This is a genomic window from Rickettsia endosymbiont of Pantilius tunicatus (genome assembly GCF_964291875.1).
In the GTDB taxonomy this organism is placed as follows: Bacteria; Pseudomonadota; Alphaproteobacteria; order Rickettsiales; family Rickettsiaceae; genus Rickettsia.
This window is the reverse complement of record NZ_OZ198175.1, coordinates 560,672-578,403: the sequence shown is the minus strand read 5'-3', so window position 1 is coordinate 578,403 and position 17,732 is coordinate 560,672. Positions and strand designations below refer to the sequence as shown.

Below are 17,732 nucleotides of genomic sequence, written 5' to 3'. Positions count from 1 at the left end.
GAAAAAATAGGAATCGTTGAAAATAAATCTAATACACATAGAAAGCCACAAATATTACCAGTAATTAAGGGTGATGTAGATGAAATTTTGAATAAATTGTCTAAAATGCCAAATTTATCAGAAAAAGAAAAAATGTTATTACAAAAACCCAATCCAACAAATAAACCAAAATCACAAAAAAGCCGTACAATTTGACATGTTAATATAAATTGCATAATATATTTGACAATAATTCAAACCTAGAGTAATGATTAAAATCATGTATCCTCTGTCATCCCGTGATTTATTCACGGGATCCAGTTAAAAATATCAATAACATTGATATTTTTAGTTATTTTTCTGTATGCCCTGGACAAGCAACTAGATGACACCGAAGATGCTTTCCGATCCATACAACAAAGCCTCCTCGTAATGACAAAAACTTAATAAATTACTATATACTATGGATTCACATAAATTATATCTTTTCAAGGATAAACGATTCTTACCGAATTTTATAGTACAATTATGCGGTTGTCTTAACGATAACATCTTGAAAAATGCTCTTGTAATTTTAATTACTTATGGAGTTGTTGGTTCTCTAAGCAAATATAATAACTTACTTGTTTTAGTTACCAATGCTATTTTTGTTCTACCTTTTATAATATTTGCAAGTATAGCCGGACAAATCGCTGATAAATATGAACGCTCTACCCTAATTAAAATTATAAAAGCTTGCGAGATTGCTATAATCGCTTTTGCTATTTACGGCTTTCATCATAATAATATTATAGTACTACTCTGCTCTATTTGCCTAATGGGTATTCATTCCACTTTCTTTGGTCCAATTAAATATAGTGTACTGCCTGATCATTTAAGTAAAGATGAGTTACTAGGTGCTAACGGCTTCGTTGAGGCTGGAACTTTCATTGCTATTTTTATTAGTACTATAATCGGCAGCTATTACACAATCAGTAATAATTTCATAATTTATTCCTTAGTTACAATTGCAGCTATTGGTTTTATTTCAAGCCTTACTACACCAAAATCAAATAACGCAAATCGTGATATTAAGGTAAATTTTAATATCATAAATGAAAGCCTAAATATGATAAGATATGCTCAAACCAAAAAGCAAATATATTTAGCAATACTAGGTATTTCATGGTTTTGGTTTATTGGAGCTGCTATAATTTCTCAGATACCTTTACTTGCTAAAATAACGTTTAAAGCTGATGAGAATGTTGCTAATTTGTTTTTAGCAGTTTTCTCGCTTGGCGTTGGTGTCGGCTCATTTTTATGTAGCAAAATATTTGAAGATGAAATCACTGTTAAATACCTCTTTATTTCAGCACTTGGCATTAGTATTTTTGGCATCGATTTATTTTTTGCTAGTAGAATTAGTGCCGTTGCTTATGAACCAGCTCAACTAAAAAGTATTTTTGTATTTTTATCAAAAAGGCATAATTGGCGAATAGTTATTGATCTATTCTTTTTAGCAGCAATTGGTGGATTATATATTGTACCTCTTTTTGCTATATTACAGCATTACGCAAATCCCGCTCACCGCAGCCGTATTATTGCCATAAACAACCTAATTAATTCTATCTTTATGGTAGGATCAACTATTATCCTATCATTATTATTTTATTTAAATTTTACGATACCTTGGATAATATTATTTATCAGCCTATCTAATATGATCGTTACCATCTATATTTATCGCTTAATCCCTGAAGTTAAAATTATTCCTTATCCTGTCCTACGTAGAATATTCCAATTTTGGTTTGATTTAATGTATAAGGTTGAAGTTAAAGGACTTGAGAACTTACAGAAAGCAGGCAACAAAGTAGTAGTAATTGCTAATCATATTTCATATCTGGATCCTCCATTAATTGCGACCTACCTAAAAGAGGAAATGACCTTTGCAATAAGCCCTGATATACGCAAAATATGGTGGATTAAACCATTTTTACGTATGGCTAATACTTTGCCTGTTGATCCAAACAACCCAATGGCAATTAAGACCTTAGTAAAAGAAGTACAAAATGATCGTAAAATAGCTATTTTTCCGGAGGGTAGAATAAGTGTTACTGGCTCTTTAATGAAGATTTATGAGGGTCCTGGGATGATTGCTGATAAAGCAAACGCAACTATTCTACCGGTTAGAATAGATGGCACACAATTTACTCATTTCTCAAAACTACAAAATATATTAAAGAGAAAGATATTTCCTAAAATTACTGTTACTGTTCTACCACCGGTAAAATTTGCTGATATTGGTTCTGCATCCGGTCAAGAAAGACGCCAATATATAGCAAGAACTCTATATGATATTATGGCTGATATGATGTTTGAGAGTTCAGACTATAAGAATACTTTATTTGCATCATTGATAGAAGCTGCCAAAATTCATGGATTTAAGAAAAAAATAGTTAATGATTTTGAAAATAACAAAGCTACTTATCAAGATTTAATACTTAAATCTTTTATTCTTGGCGATTTAATCAAAAGAAATAACATTTTTGGCAAGCATTTAGGTTTAATGCTACCTAACACGACAAATACCCTAATTACTTTTTATGCTATGCAATTTAGCGGATTTGTTCCAGCTATAATTAATTGGAGTAGCGGGATAAGTACTATTATTAACTCCTGTAAAACCGCACAGTTAAAAGTAATTTACACTTCAAAACAATTTATAGAAAAAGCAGAGCTACACGAATTAATAATTAATTTATTAGATTTTGGTATTAAAGTAATATATCTAGAAGATTTTAAAAACCAAATCAATCTAGCTCTAAAATTAAAAGCTTCAATAGGCATCCGTTTTTCTAAAACTTATTATAAGTATTTTTGTCGTAATCGTGATGATGAAAAACCAGCAGTAATAATTTTTACTTCAGGTACTGAAGGAGAACCTAAAGCTGTAATGTTATCTCACAGAAACCTACAAGCTAATAGATATCAAGTAACTGCTAAAATACCTTTTAGCCCTGATGATATAGTATTTAACTCATTACCACTATTTCACTGCTTTGGGCTTGGCGGAGCAATTATTACAACTTTAAACGGCATTAAGCTATTTTTATACCCCTCACCTTTAAATTACCGCAGCATACCAGAAATGATATATGATGTCGGAGCAACCATATTAATTTCAACTGATACATTTTTAAATGGGTATGCCAATTATGCTCATCCATACGACTTTTACTCATTACGTTATATATTTGCAGGTAGTGAAAAATTAAAAGAAACTACAAGGCAATTCTGGCTTAATAAATATGGCATACGTATTTTTGAAGGATATGGTATAACAGAAAGCTCACCTATAATTGCTTGCAATACCCCTATGCATAGTAAAGCTGGTACTGTTGGGAGGTTATTGTCAAAGATTGAATATAAACTTGAAAAGGTTGAGGGGATAGATGAGGGGGGACGCTTACTAATTCGTGGTCCTAACATCATGCTTGGTTATTTAGACGAAAGCGGTAATTATATTTACAAAGAATGGCACGATACGGGTGATATAGTTAAAATTGATGGAGAAGGATACATAACTATTTTAGGACGTTTGAAAAGATTTGCTAAAATAGCTGGCGAGATGATTTCGCTTACAAAAGTCGAGGAGCTTGCAAGTGAGATTGATCTTAGCTCCTTACATGCTGCAATTTCCACGCAAGATGAAACCCAAGGGGGAAAAATTATTTTATTTACTACCAGTACTGTTATAAATAGAGAGAATTTTACAAATAACATACGCAAAGCACAAGTTTCTTTACTCTATGTACCAAAAATAGTTATTACCTTACCTGAAATACCGCTACTTGCAAATGGTAAAGTTAATTACTTAGAAATGACGAAAAATTTGGATAAGTATATTTCTCCTCTTTGAAAAAGAGTATTTTGTAATCCTTTCAAAAGAAGTTTAAATATTTTATTGCACAGTTGAAATTTATTAGATATTTTCAATTAAGTTTAATTAATTAGAAAATTATTATGAAAAAACAAACTTTAACACAAGGTATGAATTACCTGACGAAAAAATTGTTTTTTGTCACATGGTAGAACCTACCTTAAGAATTACTAAAACATTAAGTCAAAATTGTTTACAAGAATTATACTTAAATGTTACAGATAACTCAAACAAGTCATTTAAGTCATCTGATAAAGAATGTCAAAGAAAAGTAGAGGATTTTATGGCAAAAAAAGATGGTATAATATACCCAGTTTTTAGAAAAAAATTAGAGAATTCTCTACAAATAGATACTAGATCAAGTGATGATACTGTAACAATAATTGATCCTAAATTACATACCATCGAAGATTATTATTACGACTAGTACTATAACAAATTTACCATGCGGTCAAGCTGTGTTTGCATAGCTTGCGTGGATCGTTTTTTTGTTGTCACCCTGTGATGGCATTGTTGCGTGGTTTCGATGTCATTCCTGCGAAAGCAGGAATCCAGGAAAAAAGCATAAATACAGCAAATTTTTAAAATTAAAAGCTCGATTTATCTCGCTTTATACTAGATTCCTGCTTTCGCAGGAATGGACATCCAGGATGTTTTTCGATCCACGCAACAAAGCCCCCTGTGATTTATTCCGAGAATCCCGTTACAAGTGAGCTAGATGACAGAGGTAAAATTGAGCTATGCAACAACATACTTTAGTAGGAATAACATAGGCAAAATGTAGTATTACTATATAGAAACGGTATACCATTCTGAAGCAATGTTTAGTCCAATTGACTTTAAAAATAGGCGTTTAGGTTCATCATATCCGCCACAAATAACTAAAATTTGACTAGCATTCTTTAGTTTAGCTCTAGCCTTAATGTCCCCCTTCGGGGATCAAAAATCCCTCGCCTTTAGGCGAAGGGAAGATATAATGAAATTGCTTTAGCAATGAATTTATATCAAGAAATATGAGAAGTTATAGAAAGAATAGTCATAGTCAGTATGATTTAAAAGTGTATCTTATATGGATACCAAAATATAGGAAGAGAATATTGATAGGCAAAGTATCGGAAAGGACTAGAGATTTACTGAGGCAGATTTGTATGGAACATGAAGTACATATAATTTCAGGGAAAATATCATGTGATCACGTACATATGTTTATCTCATATAAGCCGCAAATATCTCTTAGCAAGTTAGTACAGTATTTAAAAGGCATTAGCTCAAGAATTTTATTGCAAGAATTTACTCATTTACGAAAACAATTTTGGGGCAATCATTTGTGGGCTAGGGGCTATATGGCAGTCAGTTCAGGTAATATAACTGATGAAATGATACAGCACTATATTGATGAACAGGAAGGTGAACCTGTGAATGATGATCGATTTCTAATCGATTCCACTTTATAACCCCTCAGCTTATAGCTGAGGGTTGTTTAGTTTCTTCTACTAGCTTATTGCCTACTGAAAACCAATCATTCTCTGTTTCAACACAAAAATCATCAACCATTAAAGTAAGACCTAATGGGTCATAAACTTCGGGAGCTTCTATTATCTTACCTATAATAAAACCAATTATTTTATTTTCACTTTCTGCAATCAACATAATATAATCATCAAGTAGTAATAGCTCTTTAAACCATTTAGCTTGTAACTCTTCGGCTCCTTTTTTATAACGCCAAAATTGTGGTTGAGCTTTTTCATAAGCCAGGCGTTTGGTGTGCGATAAAGAGACCATGGCATGAATATCATCACTATTAGTAAAACGAATAGAGATATTGTTATTTGTTTGAATATATTCTTGTGTATTAAACTCAAAAATAACTCTTTCGGCTTCATAATGATCTATTTGGGCAAGCTTAATTTCTTCTTGATAATTACCTCTAGTAAATTCATTTATTGCATTACGCCAGAATGTTATTGCAGATTTATTTTCAGGTAAAGCAGAAACTTCCCATAATCCTTGATGCATTTGCCAAATTTGCTGTGCTACTTGCTTGCCTATTCCTTTATTTTGAAACCTTGCCGTAATAAAAAATTCAGCCATATTCCAATCAAGCTTATCAGTAGTTCCTATTTTATTAAGTAATACAAAACCTGCTATTTCATTATTTACTTTAATCAAATAAGCTTTCCTATCAGGACTTGTAAAATATTTTTTATAATCGGTAGCTTTATATAAACCATCTTGTGGCAACGACCAATCATATTCATCCGATTCAAAACCACAATAACGCGACAAATCATATACATAAAACCGTGCCATATTTTGGATTAACGGATAATCATCAAAGGTGGCAGGAATCAAATTTACATTCTTTATAAAACTACTTATCATAACTCTTTCCTAAAATAGGCTCTTAATCAAACTGTTTTAGTTATTAAAGATACATATTCATTACTTAAACTATATTTTCTTCCTCTATTAGAAAAATCTACAATTTTTAAAAATCCTTGATTTACCCAATCGGCACAGAGCTTAGCACTTGTTCGTGGTTTAAAACCGAAAAGATTACCGATTTGACTACTAGTTACGATTTCAAATTCTTTAAAAAGTTCTAATACTTTTCTTTGTTTAGGATCAAGTTTTCTTAGTAGAATACTCATATCCGGAAGACCTTTGGTACTGGCGTCTTGCATCTGATTAAGTACTTTTTCAAAAGATATAGCCATACCATTTATGAAATACTCTATCCAGCCCGTTATATCTGCTTCAGCACGCCCCATATAATAATTATGATGTCCTATGCTAATAGCTTCATAATAAGATCCTAGATTTTTAGCATAATACTCTTCTAGAGAATATAAACCTTTAAGATCATAACCACCTAAATGCAGTATTAAAGTTGTAAGTAACCTTGCAGTTCTGCCATTACCATCATAATAAGGATGAATCGTTGCAAATTGATAATGAGCTATTCCTGCAACAATAGGGAAAGGCAGCTCATTATTATTAATCCATAATACCATATTGTGCATAAGATTTTTTACGTCTTTTGCTTCTGGAGGCATATAAATAATTGATTTAGTTCTGCTATCTTTTATGACATTTTGTCCATCTCTATATTTTGTAGGCTTAACATTGGTTCTACCATCAGACATAACTAAGGCATGAAGAGTTTGTATTATATTTTCTGTAATTTTTATATTTTGGGCTACCCATTTTTCGACTTGCGTTAAAGCTGCATAGTAACCTTTAACTTCATGCTCATCTCGTTCTCTTCCTGGAAAATGTTCCTGATGTTGAACTATAGCTTAATGCGATAAGATAGTGACTTAGAGTATGAGTTAGATTATACTAAATGAAAAACTTATGGCAAAGGCATATTCATACGATTTAAGAATACGAGTAATAAAAAGTTTAACAGATGGTAAAACAATAAAAGAGACTTCTGAGATATACTCTATTAGTAGGAAGACTATAATAGAATGGAAAAAATTAAAGAAACAAACCGGCGATATCAAAGCAAAAAGTGGTTATCATACAGGACATCGTAGAATAATAAGAGACATAGAGGGATTTAAAAAATTTATAGAATTAAATTTTGATAAACCACCATGGAACTAGCTAACAACTGGAGTCAAAAAGTATCTGCAAGTACGATATCAAGATTGCTTAATAAATTAGGTTATAGTTATAAAAAAAACTTTTCTTCATCCCAAAAGAGATGTTGGTCTAAGGAATGAGTTTATATTGAAACTAAAAACTATAGACAAACAAGATTTAGTATTTATCGATGAATCTGGGATAGAAGATAATAGCTGTAGAGAACACGGGTGGAGCATTATCGGTCAAAGATGTTATGGTGAAAGGGTCTATCAATATAAATCACGGATTAGTATGATTGCTGGGGTGTCTGCCAAAGATATTATTGCCCCAATAATATTTGATGGGACATGTAATAAGGACATTTTTGAAACTTATGTACAAGAGATATTGATCAAAGAGTTAAAGCCTGGTCAGATAGTAGTAATGGATAATATTAATTTTCATAAAAGTACAAAAGTGAAAACGTTAATTAAATCTGTTGGTTGTAGTATTTTATTTTTACCAACTTACTCTCCTGATTTAAATCCTATTGAGCATTACTGGTTTAAAATCAAGAACGAAATAAGAAAAACTGTTTATAATTTTGAGCACTTTTTTGATGCGGTTTACTATGCTCTTGAAAAAGTCACTACCTTATCGCATTAAGCTATATGTTTTTAATCTGATCTGCATCAAGCCTATTCCCTTCTAGGCACCGTCAAGTTAAGAGAGATGTAAATTAAGTATTGAGCAAATGCATGGAATAATTTATATAATAGCAGTAACCATTTATCTCTAAATTTCACCATTATGCGTATTACTCAAGCTCCGAAGAGACATCGTTTTCCAGCAAGCATCATTAGCCATGCAGTATGGTTATATCATCGTTTTAATAGTAGCTACCGAGATGTTCAAGAACAGATGGCATATCGAGGTATTATTTTGAGTCATGAGACAGTAAGATTTTGGTGCAATAAATTTGCAGTTTATTTTCAAGATGTTATCAGAAAGAGAGAGCGGAAGCCAACTGATAAATGGCATTTAGATAAAATGAACATTAAGATTAAAGGTGAAGTATTCATACTATGGAGGGCTGTTGACTCTGAGGGACATGAATTAGAAGTATTGCTACAGAAGCGACGCAACAAGAAATCAGCTATTCGCTTTTTATTAAGATTATTGGGCAATTACCCAGCTCCAAGAGTAATTGTTACTGATAAGCTCAAGAGTTACATTAAACTGATTAAGCTTATGTGTCCTAGGACTAAACATCGAACTAATAAGAGATTAAATAATCGCGTTGAGAATGCACATCAACCAACTAGGCGAAAAGAGAAGATATTGATTAAATTTAAGCATCCTAATGTAGCACAATGTACATTATCACTGATGGGAAAAGTTAGAAATATATTTGCCGTAAATGTTGGAAGATATACTAAAACAGCACCTGACCAAAGAATTGCATTTGCATCCGCTAAATCCATTTGGGATGAAGCTACTCAAAGACTTCTTGCTGTCTGAAATCTAAAAATATTACTCTTTTTGACACTATGTTACTTAACTTGACGATGCCGTGGCGTGTTGTAAAAATAGACGAGTAAAAATTTGATAGCAAATTTACTAGGTAAATGTATTTAAAGTTAACTTACTTAGAAATTACCAAGAAATTTAGAAATAATTAAAATTATGTTCTCCAATATTGATGAAAAATATCTTTCTCATATACCTGCTGTAAAAGCACTAATGGCATTCGGCTACGAACTGCTTAATCAAGCAGAACTGAAAAAAAAGCGAGTTAATCCTCACAACATATTATTGGAGGATATATTAATCAAAAAAATTAAAGAACTTAATAAGAATAAAATTGATTTAGATAATGAAGATGCAAAAAAGGCTTTGTATCAGCTTACAAACATTAAAAATTCCGGTTTAGTAAAAACCAATGAAGAGATATATGATTTACTAACTTTAGGAGCAAATATTAAGAAAGATTTTAAAAGCTACAACTTAAAATATATCGATTGGCAAAAGCCTAAAAATAATAGCTATCACGTTACTTTTGAAATGTCCTTAGATTCTGTAACAGGTAAGACACGTATATGTGATATTGTATTATTCGTTAACGGCATACCTTTTGTAGTAATTGAATGTAAAACACCTTTAGAGTCATTAGATCAAGCTATATCTCAACATATACGTAATCAAAAACCAAATGAAATACTGCAACTTTTTTACTATGCTCAATTATTAATTGCGTTAAATAAGAATGAAGCAAAATATGCTACCGTGGGTAGTTCAAAAAAATACTGGAGTATTTGGAGAGAAGAAGAGAAGCAAAATATTGATATTATACGCAATTTAATTAATACTCCTTTGCTCGAAAAAGAAAAAAATAATCTTTATACCGGTGCTTTTGCTGATAGTAGAAATTATTTTGATACACAACAATTAGACGGCACTATAGAACCTACCGAACAAGATAAATTATTTTATGCATTATGTCGTCCTGAAAGGTTGCTTGACCTAGTTGCCAATTTTTGTGTTTTTGACAATTCAGTAAGAAAAATAGCTCGACATCATCAGTTTTTTGCTACACATGCAACTGCAAAAAGAATACACAAAGATAATGAGCATAATATTAGAAAAGGCGGAGTAATATGGCATACTCAAGGTACGGGCAAATCTTTAACAATGATATTTATTGCTAAATTTTTACTTGAATCCTCCAATATTACAGATTCACGTATTATAATTATAACAGATAGAATCGAACTTGATGAACAAATTAAACATGCTTTTAAAAATTGTGGGCTTGAACCTAAACTTGCAACTTCATCCAAAAATTTAATTGAACTACTTAAAGGCGGCACATCCGTCATAACTTCAGTTATTCATTAGTTTAACAAAGCTTTTTTTGAAGACTTTCGAGATTCTAATAACAACTTTTTTGTCCTTGTCGATGAAAGTCATCGCACTCAATACGGTGATTTAGCCAATAAAATGCGAATTATCTTGCCTAAAGCTTGTTATATAGGATTTACCGGTACGCCTCTCTTAAAAAAAGAAAAAAATACTGTGGAGAAGTTTGGTAGACTAATTCATGCGTATACTATAAAAGATGCTTTAAAAGATAATATGATTGTACCATTATTTTATGAGGGGCGTAATATTGAAAAGCTTCTTAATAATGAATCCATACTTAATAAAAATTTTGATAAAATTACATATGAAACAGATGAAGAAACAAAAGTAGCTTTAAAAAAAAGCATATAGTAGCTTAGATGCACTTTCTAATACAGAGGACATTATTAAAGCTAAAGCAATCGACATTTCAACGCATTATTCAACAATGTTTAAAGGCACTGGTCTAAAAGCCATGTTAATAGCCCCCTCTAGATCGATTGCTATTCGTTTTAAAAAATTTTTGGATGAGATAGATCAAGTAAGTTCTGAAGTTATTATATCTTCTTTTGATGATCGAGAAAGTCATAATGATATTGAAAGCAAAAATGAAATACAAGAATTTTTATCTACCCAAAAAGGGTTAAAATCAAACCAAATCATTGAACAATTTAAAAATACCGATAACCCTGAAATTTTAATTGTAGTATCAAAATTACTAACCGGTTTTGATGCACCTCGTATTGCAGCTGTTTATATATGTAAAAAATTAAAGGAGCATAATCTTTTACAAGCAATTGCCAGGGCAAATCGTCTATTTGAGGAGATTGAGAAAACTAAGGAATATGGTTATATAATTGACTATGAAGGGTTAGCAGTAAAATTAGATGATGCATGCAAGCTTTATGAAAGTGATAAGTTAAGAAGTTTCGATAAAGAAGATTTAGAAGAGGCTATATTTGTCATAAATGACAAGGTGGAAGAGTTTTTCTCGTTACTGCAAGAAATTAGAAATATTTTTACTAGTGTATCTAATAGCTCAGATCTTGAACAGTGTGAGCAATATTTAGCCGATGAAAACATACGGAGTAATTTTTATTTCCTGCTAGACAGATTAAAAAATTTGATGTCTATATTCTCTAATTCTAATAAATTAGCTGAATATTTTAAACCAAAAGAATTAGACGAATTATATAGCCAATTAAAAAACTTTAATAAGCTTAAGAAAATAGTAGAAAAGCGTTATAATGAAAAAACAGATAAAAAAATATATACCGAGCAAATCGCAAAGTTACTTGATGAGCATATTACTGCCGGTGATATTACTAACACTGAAACAATTAACATTTTTGACAATGAATTATTTGGCAGTTTTATTAAAAGAACAGACATTACAGCTTTAGAGAAAGCTAATCAAATTAATGCTGAGATAAATTATATTATTAGTAATTGTATACGTGTTGATCCTGCACTTTTTCAGAAATTTTCTGAACTTATAAATAAAACAATTTTACAACATCGCAACAAACATTTATCGGATAGCGATTTTTTAAACAAATCTATAAACATACTAAATGAACTTAAAAAAGATATACCAAGTGAATTAGGACTTAGCAAAACAAAGCTAGCTTTTTATAGGAAATTACTTAACTTTTTGCATGATAAAACAAATCAAAATCAGCGTGAAAATGCTATTAAAATTGCTCTTGATACCTATAAAATCATTAAAGGGAAAATAATTGTTCATTGGCAAAAAAATAGTGAAGTTTTAAGAGAGATGAAAAATGCACTTGACGATTACTTTTATGATGTTGTTGGAAAGAAAATGGATATTAATTTTAATACTAAAAATTTAAGTATTCTTACAGATAGTTTAATTGATCTTGCTATAGAGCATGAAAGCTAAATAATTATGCTCCTGATTCTTGCAGGAAGTTTTTGCGATTTATTTTTCATAAAGTTTAGAAATTGGCTAACTGAATCTACTATATCATCATTTTTGATATGCGGGAAGTTTAGTAATTCTTTTAAAACTATGGTTGATGGTTTAGGTATTAACACTATACTGGCTTGAAATAAAGGCACTACCGCAGCAAATCTCGTAACTTTATCTAATTTTGGTTTAATACCAATCACTCTAATATTATCCCCTAAGAAAGCCAAATCTTGAATTAGCTGCTGTCCGCTTGCTTTATCTTCTATTAATATAAATCTCGGTTTATACTGATTTGCTAATTTTTCCGTCAAATTTTTAAGTTCTGGATAATTAATTCTTTTACGTATTAATGATACTAAATAATATTTCTGCCCTAAAATACCCCATATAGTACAGACACTATAGTCAGAATCTTCAGAAATTTTAATTGCCGTATCCCAGCTTTGGACAAAATAATCAAATTTCTCAGGCAAATTTTCATAAAAGCTAATATCTTCCATATTAAGCAGTGATGAGCCTTGCGGTATAGGTTCTTGCAAATATTGAGCATAATAATTATGGCTACCTATTTCTTGCTCTAATTTCTCTAAACAATCAGCAGGCTTTTTGTAGCTATCCAGCACCTCGCCACTAAAATAATTATATTCTTTTTTCTGATTATTAATCGTTAACTTAAAAGCAAGATCATTACTAGCTACTGCTGGAATTTTTAAATGATGCCACGCATTGCTATTATTAAGCAAATATCCAACTAAATCATCACTATGCAGACGCTGCATAACCAAAACTATTGCCACACGATTACGATTATTAAGCCTACTGACAAAGGTTTGTTCAAACCAATCTATAACTTTTTGGCGTATTTTATAGGAATGTATTTGCGTAGGGTTATGTGGATCATCAATAATTAAGATATCACCTCCCTCCCCTGTAGCTGAACCCCCCACCGATGTTGCAAACCGAAAGCCATTAGCAGTTGTAAGAAATTTACTTTTTTGATTATGAGTTTTACTAAGTATAGTATTTGGGAAAAGTTCCTTATACCAATTGGAATTCAAAATAAAACGACAATCGAGTGAATGTTTTACGCTAAGCATTTGAGAATAGCTTGCAGCCATAATACGCTTGGTTGGATCAATTCCAAGCAAAAAAGCAGACCAAGCAACACTAACGCAGATGGATTTCAGGCTTCGCGGCGGTATGTTAATTATTAAGCGATTAATATCACCATTTTGCACTGCCGTTAAATAATCGCTAATTATATTTATATGTTTACTAGGATAATATTCAGCACCCGGGTTAATAGTATTAAATACTTTAAAGATAAAACTAGGAAAATCCTGACGCAAAATTGAGTCTAGTAATTCTTTTGAATAGATCATATTGGTTTAATTGTCATTCCTAGCTAAAAGCAGGAATCTAGTATTTATTTAATTTTTTGGGATTCCCGCCTATGCGGGAAATGACATTGAAAACGTTTTTTTATCCATGTAAACAACGCCTCTCCTCACAATGACGTTTAAAACCTATCATAAATTATCATTGCCATTAATAGCCTATAGTATATAATTCTTAAAACTACATAATTTACTTATGAAATCTTTAAAAACCATTTTAGCGTTTATTATATTTACCTGCTCGCCTACTATATTTGCAGAGGAATTAGATTCTGTTGCAACTACTGAAGATATTGAGAATGACATATTTAACCTTATTAATAATGATCCACCGGTTTTAAATTCTGATCAAGCCATTAGTGATAGTACAGAATTCAAAAATTGTGATAATTGTGAGATTATTGCCTTAAATAAAACTACTGCTAAATCTGAAAAACTCACGTTTAAAGTTGGCGAAGAACAATATTTTGGTAATATAAAAATTAAAATATATAAATGTGTTAAAAACCTTGATCCGTATAACGAAGATAATTATATATTGATGACTATAACGGAATATATAATTGACGAAGACCCTAAATTACTTTTTCAAGGTTGGATGACCTCTGGCAGCATTTCACTTTCTACATTCGAACACCCTATTTATGAAATATTTGCTAAAGAGTGTTTTTAAGTTAAAATGATAAACTATTTTTTTATATTCTTAATTCCTAGCCTTGGCATGGTTGCCGGCTTATCAGTCGCAGCTACTGTAACGGTGTTTTTGCTGGGTGTTATTATACATGCATTGGCATCCAGCGGCTTGACCACAAGATCTAGAAAGAATGTTTTGCATATTTTACTAGATTCCCGCTTTCGAGGGAATAACATATGGGGTAGTGAGAATAAAACAGAACTACTCTTCGCTGGTTGGTGCTTGATATCCTGTTTATTTGCGATCAGACCTATTAATAGCTTAATTAACTTTACTCAAGTCTTTACAATCTTATTTCTTGGTTTTGTGGTTAGTAATTTCAAACCATTTCAAAATCGTCCACAGCTTAAAAAAGCTTTAATATTTGGCACTCTTACCGCAATTTCACTATTTTTTATTGAGTATTTCTCTCATGGCTTCTTAACTAAAATAGTTAAAGCAAATTTTAACCTTTATATGCTAGATCGTGGTTGTGCTTTATTATCAATTACTACATGGGTAGTTATCGCTATTTTAACTCATAATAAAAAATATTACTTAGCTCTAATATTATATATCTTAGTGCTTTATTTATTAAATATTTCTGATAGTTTAGCAAGTTTCTTAGGGTTTAGCTTAGGGGGAATAGTATTTATTTTAGCAAGGATCATAAAACCAATATTTTCTAAATTGATAATATTTGGTCTAATAATCAGCTCAATATTATTTCCAATTATAGCCGGACAAATTAATCCTAAGGAGTTATCAGACAAATATTTGACTACTCACCTATCAGCAGCTCACCGTCTATTTATTTGGCATTTTGTTGCAAATAGAATTACTGAAAAACCACTTATGATTAATGGCTTTAATTCTTCTAAATATACCCAAGTTAAAGATAGTGAAATGATCGATTATAAGGGTGAAAAATGGCATCCTTTGCCGCTTCACCCGCATAATAACATATTACAAATTACCTTAGAGCTGGGATTAATAGGGTTAGCTTTATTCTTAAGCTTGGTTTACAAATATCTCAAACAAATCGGTAACATAGCAAATGATAATTTTAGAGCAAGCTCTTATGCATGTTTCATAAATTATTACATTATCGGCATGATTTCATATAATGTTTGGCAAATATGGTGGGTGGCAAGCAGCATTTGGGTACTAATTTTAATGAAGTTATTAGTCAAACCCGATATTGTCATTGATAAATAATGTTATTTGGGGTAGATTGTTAGAATCTGGATCATTGCGAGGAACAAAGCGACGAAGCAATCTTGTCAAACATCCTGAGATTGCTTCGCCGAAACTTTCAGTTTCTTCTCGCAATGACGATAAAACAATAAAAAAATATATGCTACAGAATTCAGAACTCTTACAAGAATATTTACCGATTGCTATATTTTTTGGTATTGCAACATTGGTATCTAGCCTAATAATGATTTTACCGAATCTGTTATCTACCAAGAAATATAATAAGGACAAATTAGAGCCTTATGAGTGCGGGTTTGAACCTTTCGACGATGCCAGATCAAAATTTGATATACGATTTTATTTAGTTGCTATTTTATTTATTATCTTTGATCTTGAAATCACATTTTTAGTTCCTTGGGCTATTAGTCTTGGAACAATAGGTAAAATAGGCTTTTTCTCAATGATGTTCTTCTTATTCGTGCTTACTGTAGGATTTATATATGAATGGAAGAAAGGAGCTTTAGACTGGGAATAAGAAATACTTGTTTAATTTAAAAATTAGCGACACCTCCTTTTGTTTTTAAATTAAACTTCGTATTTCCGTCCATATTTATTAGATTTAACTTATGTAAAAATAAAATGCATAATAATTTTTATCAAGAAGATGAGCTGCTTAATAATGAACTTTCAAATCGAGGGTTCTTATTAACTAAAGTCGATGATGTTATCGGTTGGGCGAGAAGCAATTCATTATGGCCTATGACTTTTGGGCTTGCTTGTTGTGCTGTTGAGATGATGCAAGCAGCAGCAAGTAGGTATGATATGGATCGCTTTGGCATGCTGTTTAGACCAAGCCCAAGACAATCCGATCTTATGATAGTTGCAGGAACGCTTACCAACAAAATGGCACCAGCATTACGTAAAGTATACGACCAAATGGCTGAACCTAAATGGGTACTTTCAATGGGTAGTTGTGCTAATGGTGGTGGGTATTATCACTTCTCTTATTCGGTAGTAAGAGGCTGTGACCGAATTGTACCGGTTGACGTATATGTCCCTGGCTGCCCTCCTACAGCTGAAGCTTTAATTTACGGACTTATGCAGTTACAAAAGAAAATCCAACGCACTACAGGTTTTAAATATGACGCTCGAAAAAATCATTGAAAAGCTTACTGCTAAGTCCAACATTCTAATAACTCCTATTATAGTTAAGGATTACATAGCGTATAAAGTTGATCTGAATTTTTTACTACCTTTCTTAAAAACCTTAAAAGAATCAGAAGAACTACGTTTTACCATACTAACCGATTTATTTGGTAGCGATTTTCCTGAAAGAACTAAACGATTTGAAGTAGTATACAATTTATTGAGCTTAAAACTAAATAAACGTCTTATCATTAAAACTTATGTATCTGAAAAAGAAAGCGTACCATCTATAATCAATATATTTAATGCCGCTTGTTGGTATGAACGTGAAGTTTATGATATGTATGGTGTAAATTTTGATGGCAATGATGATAAAAGGCGGATACTCACCGATTATGAGTTTGAGGGACATCCTTTGCGTAAAGACTTCCCATTAACCGGTTATACACAAGTTAGATATGATGAACAAGCAAAGAAAGTAGCTTACGAACCGGTCAATTTAGACATAGAATATCGTGAGTTTGATTTTAGCTCACCTTGGCATAGCCCTACTTATGTATTACCTGGAGATGAGAAAGCTAAATGATTAGAGCTTTTACTATTAAAGAAATGATTCCATATATTGTAAAAGGTCAACGAAATAACTTAACCTTACATAAAAATTTTTCATTAAAAATAGATGAAGAATTTTTTAAAATATTTAGCGAAAAAAAGTACCATATATACATTTACGTACTATTAGTGACTTTTCAAAACATATGGTAATTGATCCTGTAAATAAATCATTTATACGTTACAGTGAAGATGTTAAGTCTAATTATGGGTGGCAAGTAAATTATAATAAATTTTCTCTTTCATACCAACTTGTTTTAGCAAATAAACAAAATCAAGAATTATATAACACTTTTGCTTATTTTAACCCTTTTCTATTTGATTGTATAATAAACGATGACTTTGAAATATTACCTTTAGGTTCTGTTAATATAGAAGAACCTTTAATATAAAAATAAC

General features: G+C 31.3%; 14 protein-coding genes and 2 pseudogenes. 13 read left to right on the top strand and 3 right to left on the bottom strand.

Annotation, left to right across the window (positions count from 1 at the left end):
* Positions 1–442 precede the first annotated feature (442 nt).
* The 3 genes from ACICQC_RS03325 (at position 443) to tnpA (ending at position 5,352) form a co-directional block, all read left to right on the top strand.
* Positions 443–3,877, top strand: a complete 3,435-nt coding sequence (locus ACICQC_RS03325; RefSeq protein ID WP_395477377.1) for an acyl-[ACP]--phospholipid O-acyltransferase — start codon at positions 443–445, stop codon at positions 3,875–3,877.
* Positions 3,878–4,043: 166 nt separating this feature from the next.
* On the top strand, positions 4,044–4,325 hold the full coding sequence (locus tag ACICQC_RS03320) for a hypothetical protein (protein WP_395477376.1): 282 nt from the start codon (positions 4,044–4,046) through the stop codon (positions 4,323–4,325).
* 586 nt (positions 4,326–4,911) lie between these two features.
* A complete protein-coding gene (gene tnpA, locus ACICQC_RS03315) occupies positions 4,912–5,352 on the top strand; it encodes an IS200/IS605 family transposase (protein WP_395476231.1) in 441 nt (146 codons plus the stop codon).
* A 4-nt stretch (positions 5,353–5,356) separates the two neighbouring features.
* Here the strand turns inward: tnpA and ACICQC_RS03310 are convergent, their stop codons facing one another.
* Together ACICQC_RS03310 and ACICQC_RS03305 are read right to left on the bottom strand one after the other, a co-directional pair.
* Positions 5,357–6,280 carry a GNAT family N-acetyltransferase gene (locus ACICQC_RS03310; protein ID WP_395477375.1) on the bottom strand — a complete coding sequence of 308 codons (924 nt, stop codon included), beginning with the start codon at positions 6,278–6,280 and terminating at the stop codon, positions 5,357–5,359.
* Between the two features lie 26 nt (positions 6,281–6,306).
* Positions 6,307–7,044, bottom strand: coding sequence for a Fic family protein (locus ACICQC_RS03305; RefSeq protein WP_395477374.1), 738 nt, complete (start codon positions 7,042–7,044; stop codon positions 6,307–6,309).
* 211 nt (positions 7,045–7,255) lie between these two features.
* Here ACICQC_RS03305 and ACICQC_RS03300 point away from each other — a divergent pair.
* The 4 genes and pseudogenes from ACICQC_RS03300 (at position 7,256) to ACICQC_RS03285 (ending at position 12,278) form a co-directional block, all read left to right on the top strand.
* Positions 7,256–8,137 (top strand): annotated as a pseudogene (locus ACICQC_RS03300) (IS630 family transposase).
* Between the two features lie 144 nt (positions 8,138–8,281).
* The gene (locus ACICQC_RS03295) at positions 8,282–8,992 is read left to right on the top strand and encodes an IS6 family transposase (protein WP_395477373.1); all 711 of its coding nucleotides are present in this window, start codon (positions 8,282–8,284) and stop codon (positions 8,990–8,992) included.
* Positions 8,993–9,157: 165 nt separating this feature from the next.
* Positions 9,158–10,744: pseudogene (locus ACICQC_RS03290) on the top strand (type I restriction endonuclease subunit R).
* Between the two features lie 76 nt (positions 10,745–10,820).
* Positions 10,821–12,278 (top strand): UvrB domain 3-containing protein, encoded by a 1,458-nt coding sequence (locus tag ACICQC_RS03285; RefSeq protein WP_395477372.1) that lies wholly within the window; start codon positions 10,821–10,823, stop codon positions 12,276–12,278.
* On the opposite strand, the gene terL is transcribed toward ACICQC_RS03285, so the two are convergent.
* A complete protein-coding gene (gene terL / locus ACICQC_RS03280) occupies positions 12,275–13,690 on the bottom strand; it encodes a phage terminase large subunit (RefSeq protein WP_395477371.1) in 1,416 nt (471 codons plus the stop codon). The genes ACICQC_RS03285 and terL overlap by 4 nt on opposite strands.
* Positions 13,691–13,901: 211 nt before the next feature.
* Here terL and ACICQC_RS03275 point away from each other — a divergent pair, with 211 nt between their 5' ends.
* The 6 genes from ACICQC_RS03275 (at position 13,902) to ACICQC_RS03250 (ending at position 17,725) form a co-directional block, all read left to right on the top strand.
* Positions 13,902–14,378 carry a DUF2155 domain-containing protein gene (locus ACICQC_RS03275; protein ID WP_395477370.1) on the top strand — a complete coding sequence of 159 codons (477 nt, stop codon included), beginning with the start codon at positions 13,902–13,904 and terminating at the stop codon, positions 14,376–14,378.
* 6 nt (positions 14,379–14,384) lie between these two features.
* On the top strand, positions 14,385–15,596 hold the full coding sequence (locus tag ACICQC_RS03270) for an O-antigen ligase family protein (protein ID WP_395477369.1): 1,212 nt from the start codon (positions 14,385–14,387) through the stop codon (positions 15,594–15,596).
* Positions 15,597–15,735: 139 nt separating this feature from the next.
* Positions 15,736–16,110, top strand: coding sequence for an NADH-quinone oxidoreductase subunit A (locus ACICQC_RS03265; protein WP_395477634.1), 375 nt, complete (start codon positions 15,736–15,738; stop codon positions 16,108–16,110).
* Between the two features lie 104 nt (positions 16,111–16,214).
* Positions 16,215–16,739 carry a NuoB/complex I 20 kDa subunit family protein gene (locus tag ACICQC_RS03260; RefSeq protein ID WP_395477368.1) on the top strand — a complete coding sequence of 175 codons (525 nt, stop codon included), beginning with the start codon at positions 16,215–16,217 and terminating at the stop codon, positions 16,737–16,739.
* Positions 16,717–17,307, top strand: coding sequence for an NADH-quinone oxidoreductase subunit C (locus ACICQC_RS03255; protein ID WP_395477367.1), 591 nt, complete (start codon positions 16,717–16,719; stop codon positions 17,305–17,307). The genes ACICQC_RS03260 and ACICQC_RS03255 overlap by 23 nt, the downstream gene beginning before the upstream one ends.
* 172 nt (positions 17,308–17,479) lie before the next feature.
* Positions 17,480–17,725 (top strand): hypothetical protein, encoded by a 246-nt coding sequence (locus ACICQC_RS03250; RefSeq protein ID WP_395477366.1) that lies wholly within the window; start codon positions 17,480–17,482, stop codon positions 17,723–17,725.
* The last annotated feature ends 7 nt before the right edge of the window (positions 17,726–17,732 follow it).

Excerpts from the sequence above, each read along its gene's own strand:
- ACICQC_RS03325 (WP_395477377.1), top strand. The coding sequence starts at position 443 with ATGGATTCACATAAATTATATCTTTTCAAGGATAAACGATTCTTACCG.
- ACICQC_RS03320 (WP_395477376.1), top strand. The coding sequence starts at position 4,044 with ATGGTAGAACCTACCTTAAGAATTACTAAAACATTAAGTCAAAATTGT.
- tnpA (WP_395476231.1), top strand. The coding sequence starts at position 4,912 with ATGAGAAGTTATAGAAAGAATAGTCATAGTCAGTATGATTTAAAAGTG.
- ACICQC_RS03310 (WP_395477375.1), bottom strand. The coding sequence starts at position 6,280 with ATGATAAGTAGTTTTATAAAGAATGTAAATTTGATTCCTGCCACCTTT.
- ACICQC_RS03305 (WP_395477374.1), bottom strand. The coding sequence starts at position 7,044 with ATGTCTGATGGTAGAACCAATGTTAAGCCTACAAAATATAGAGATGGA.
- ACICQC_RS03295 (WP_395477373.1), top strand. The coding sequence starts at position 8,282 with ATGCGTATTACTCAAGCTCCGAAGAGACATCGTTTTCCAGCAAGCATC.
- ACICQC_RS03285 (WP_395477372.1), top strand. The coding sequence starts at position 10,821 with ATGTTTAAAGGCACTGGTCTAAAAGCCATGTTAATAGCCCCCTCTAGA.
- terL (WP_395477371.1), bottom strand. The coding sequence starts at position 13,690 with ATGATCTATTCAAAAGAATTACTAGACTCAATTTTGCGTCAGGATTTT.
- ACICQC_RS03275 (WP_395477370.1), top strand. The coding sequence starts at position 13,902 with ATGAAATCTTTAAAAACCATTTTAGCGTTTATTATATTTACCTGCTCG.
- ACICQC_RS03270 (WP_395477369.1), top strand. The coding sequence starts at position 14,385 with ATGATAAACTATTTTTTTATATTCTTAATTCCTAGCCTTGGCATGGTT.
- ACICQC_RS03265 (WP_395477634.1), top strand. The coding sequence starts at position 15,736 with ATGCTACAGAATTCAGAACTCTTACAAGAATATTTACCGATTGCTATA.
- ACICQC_RS03260 (WP_395477368.1), top strand. The coding sequence starts at position 16,215 with ATGCATAATAATTTTTATCAAGAAGATGAGCTGCTTAATAATGAACTT.
- ACICQC_RS03255 (WP_395477367.1), top strand. The coding sequence starts at position 16,717 with ATGACGCTCGAAAAAATCATTGAAAAGCTTACTGCTAAGTCCAACATT.
- ACICQC_RS03250 (WP_395477366.1), top strand. The coding sequence starts at position 17,480 with ATGGTAATTGATCCTGTAAATAAATCATTTATACGTTACAGTGAAGAT.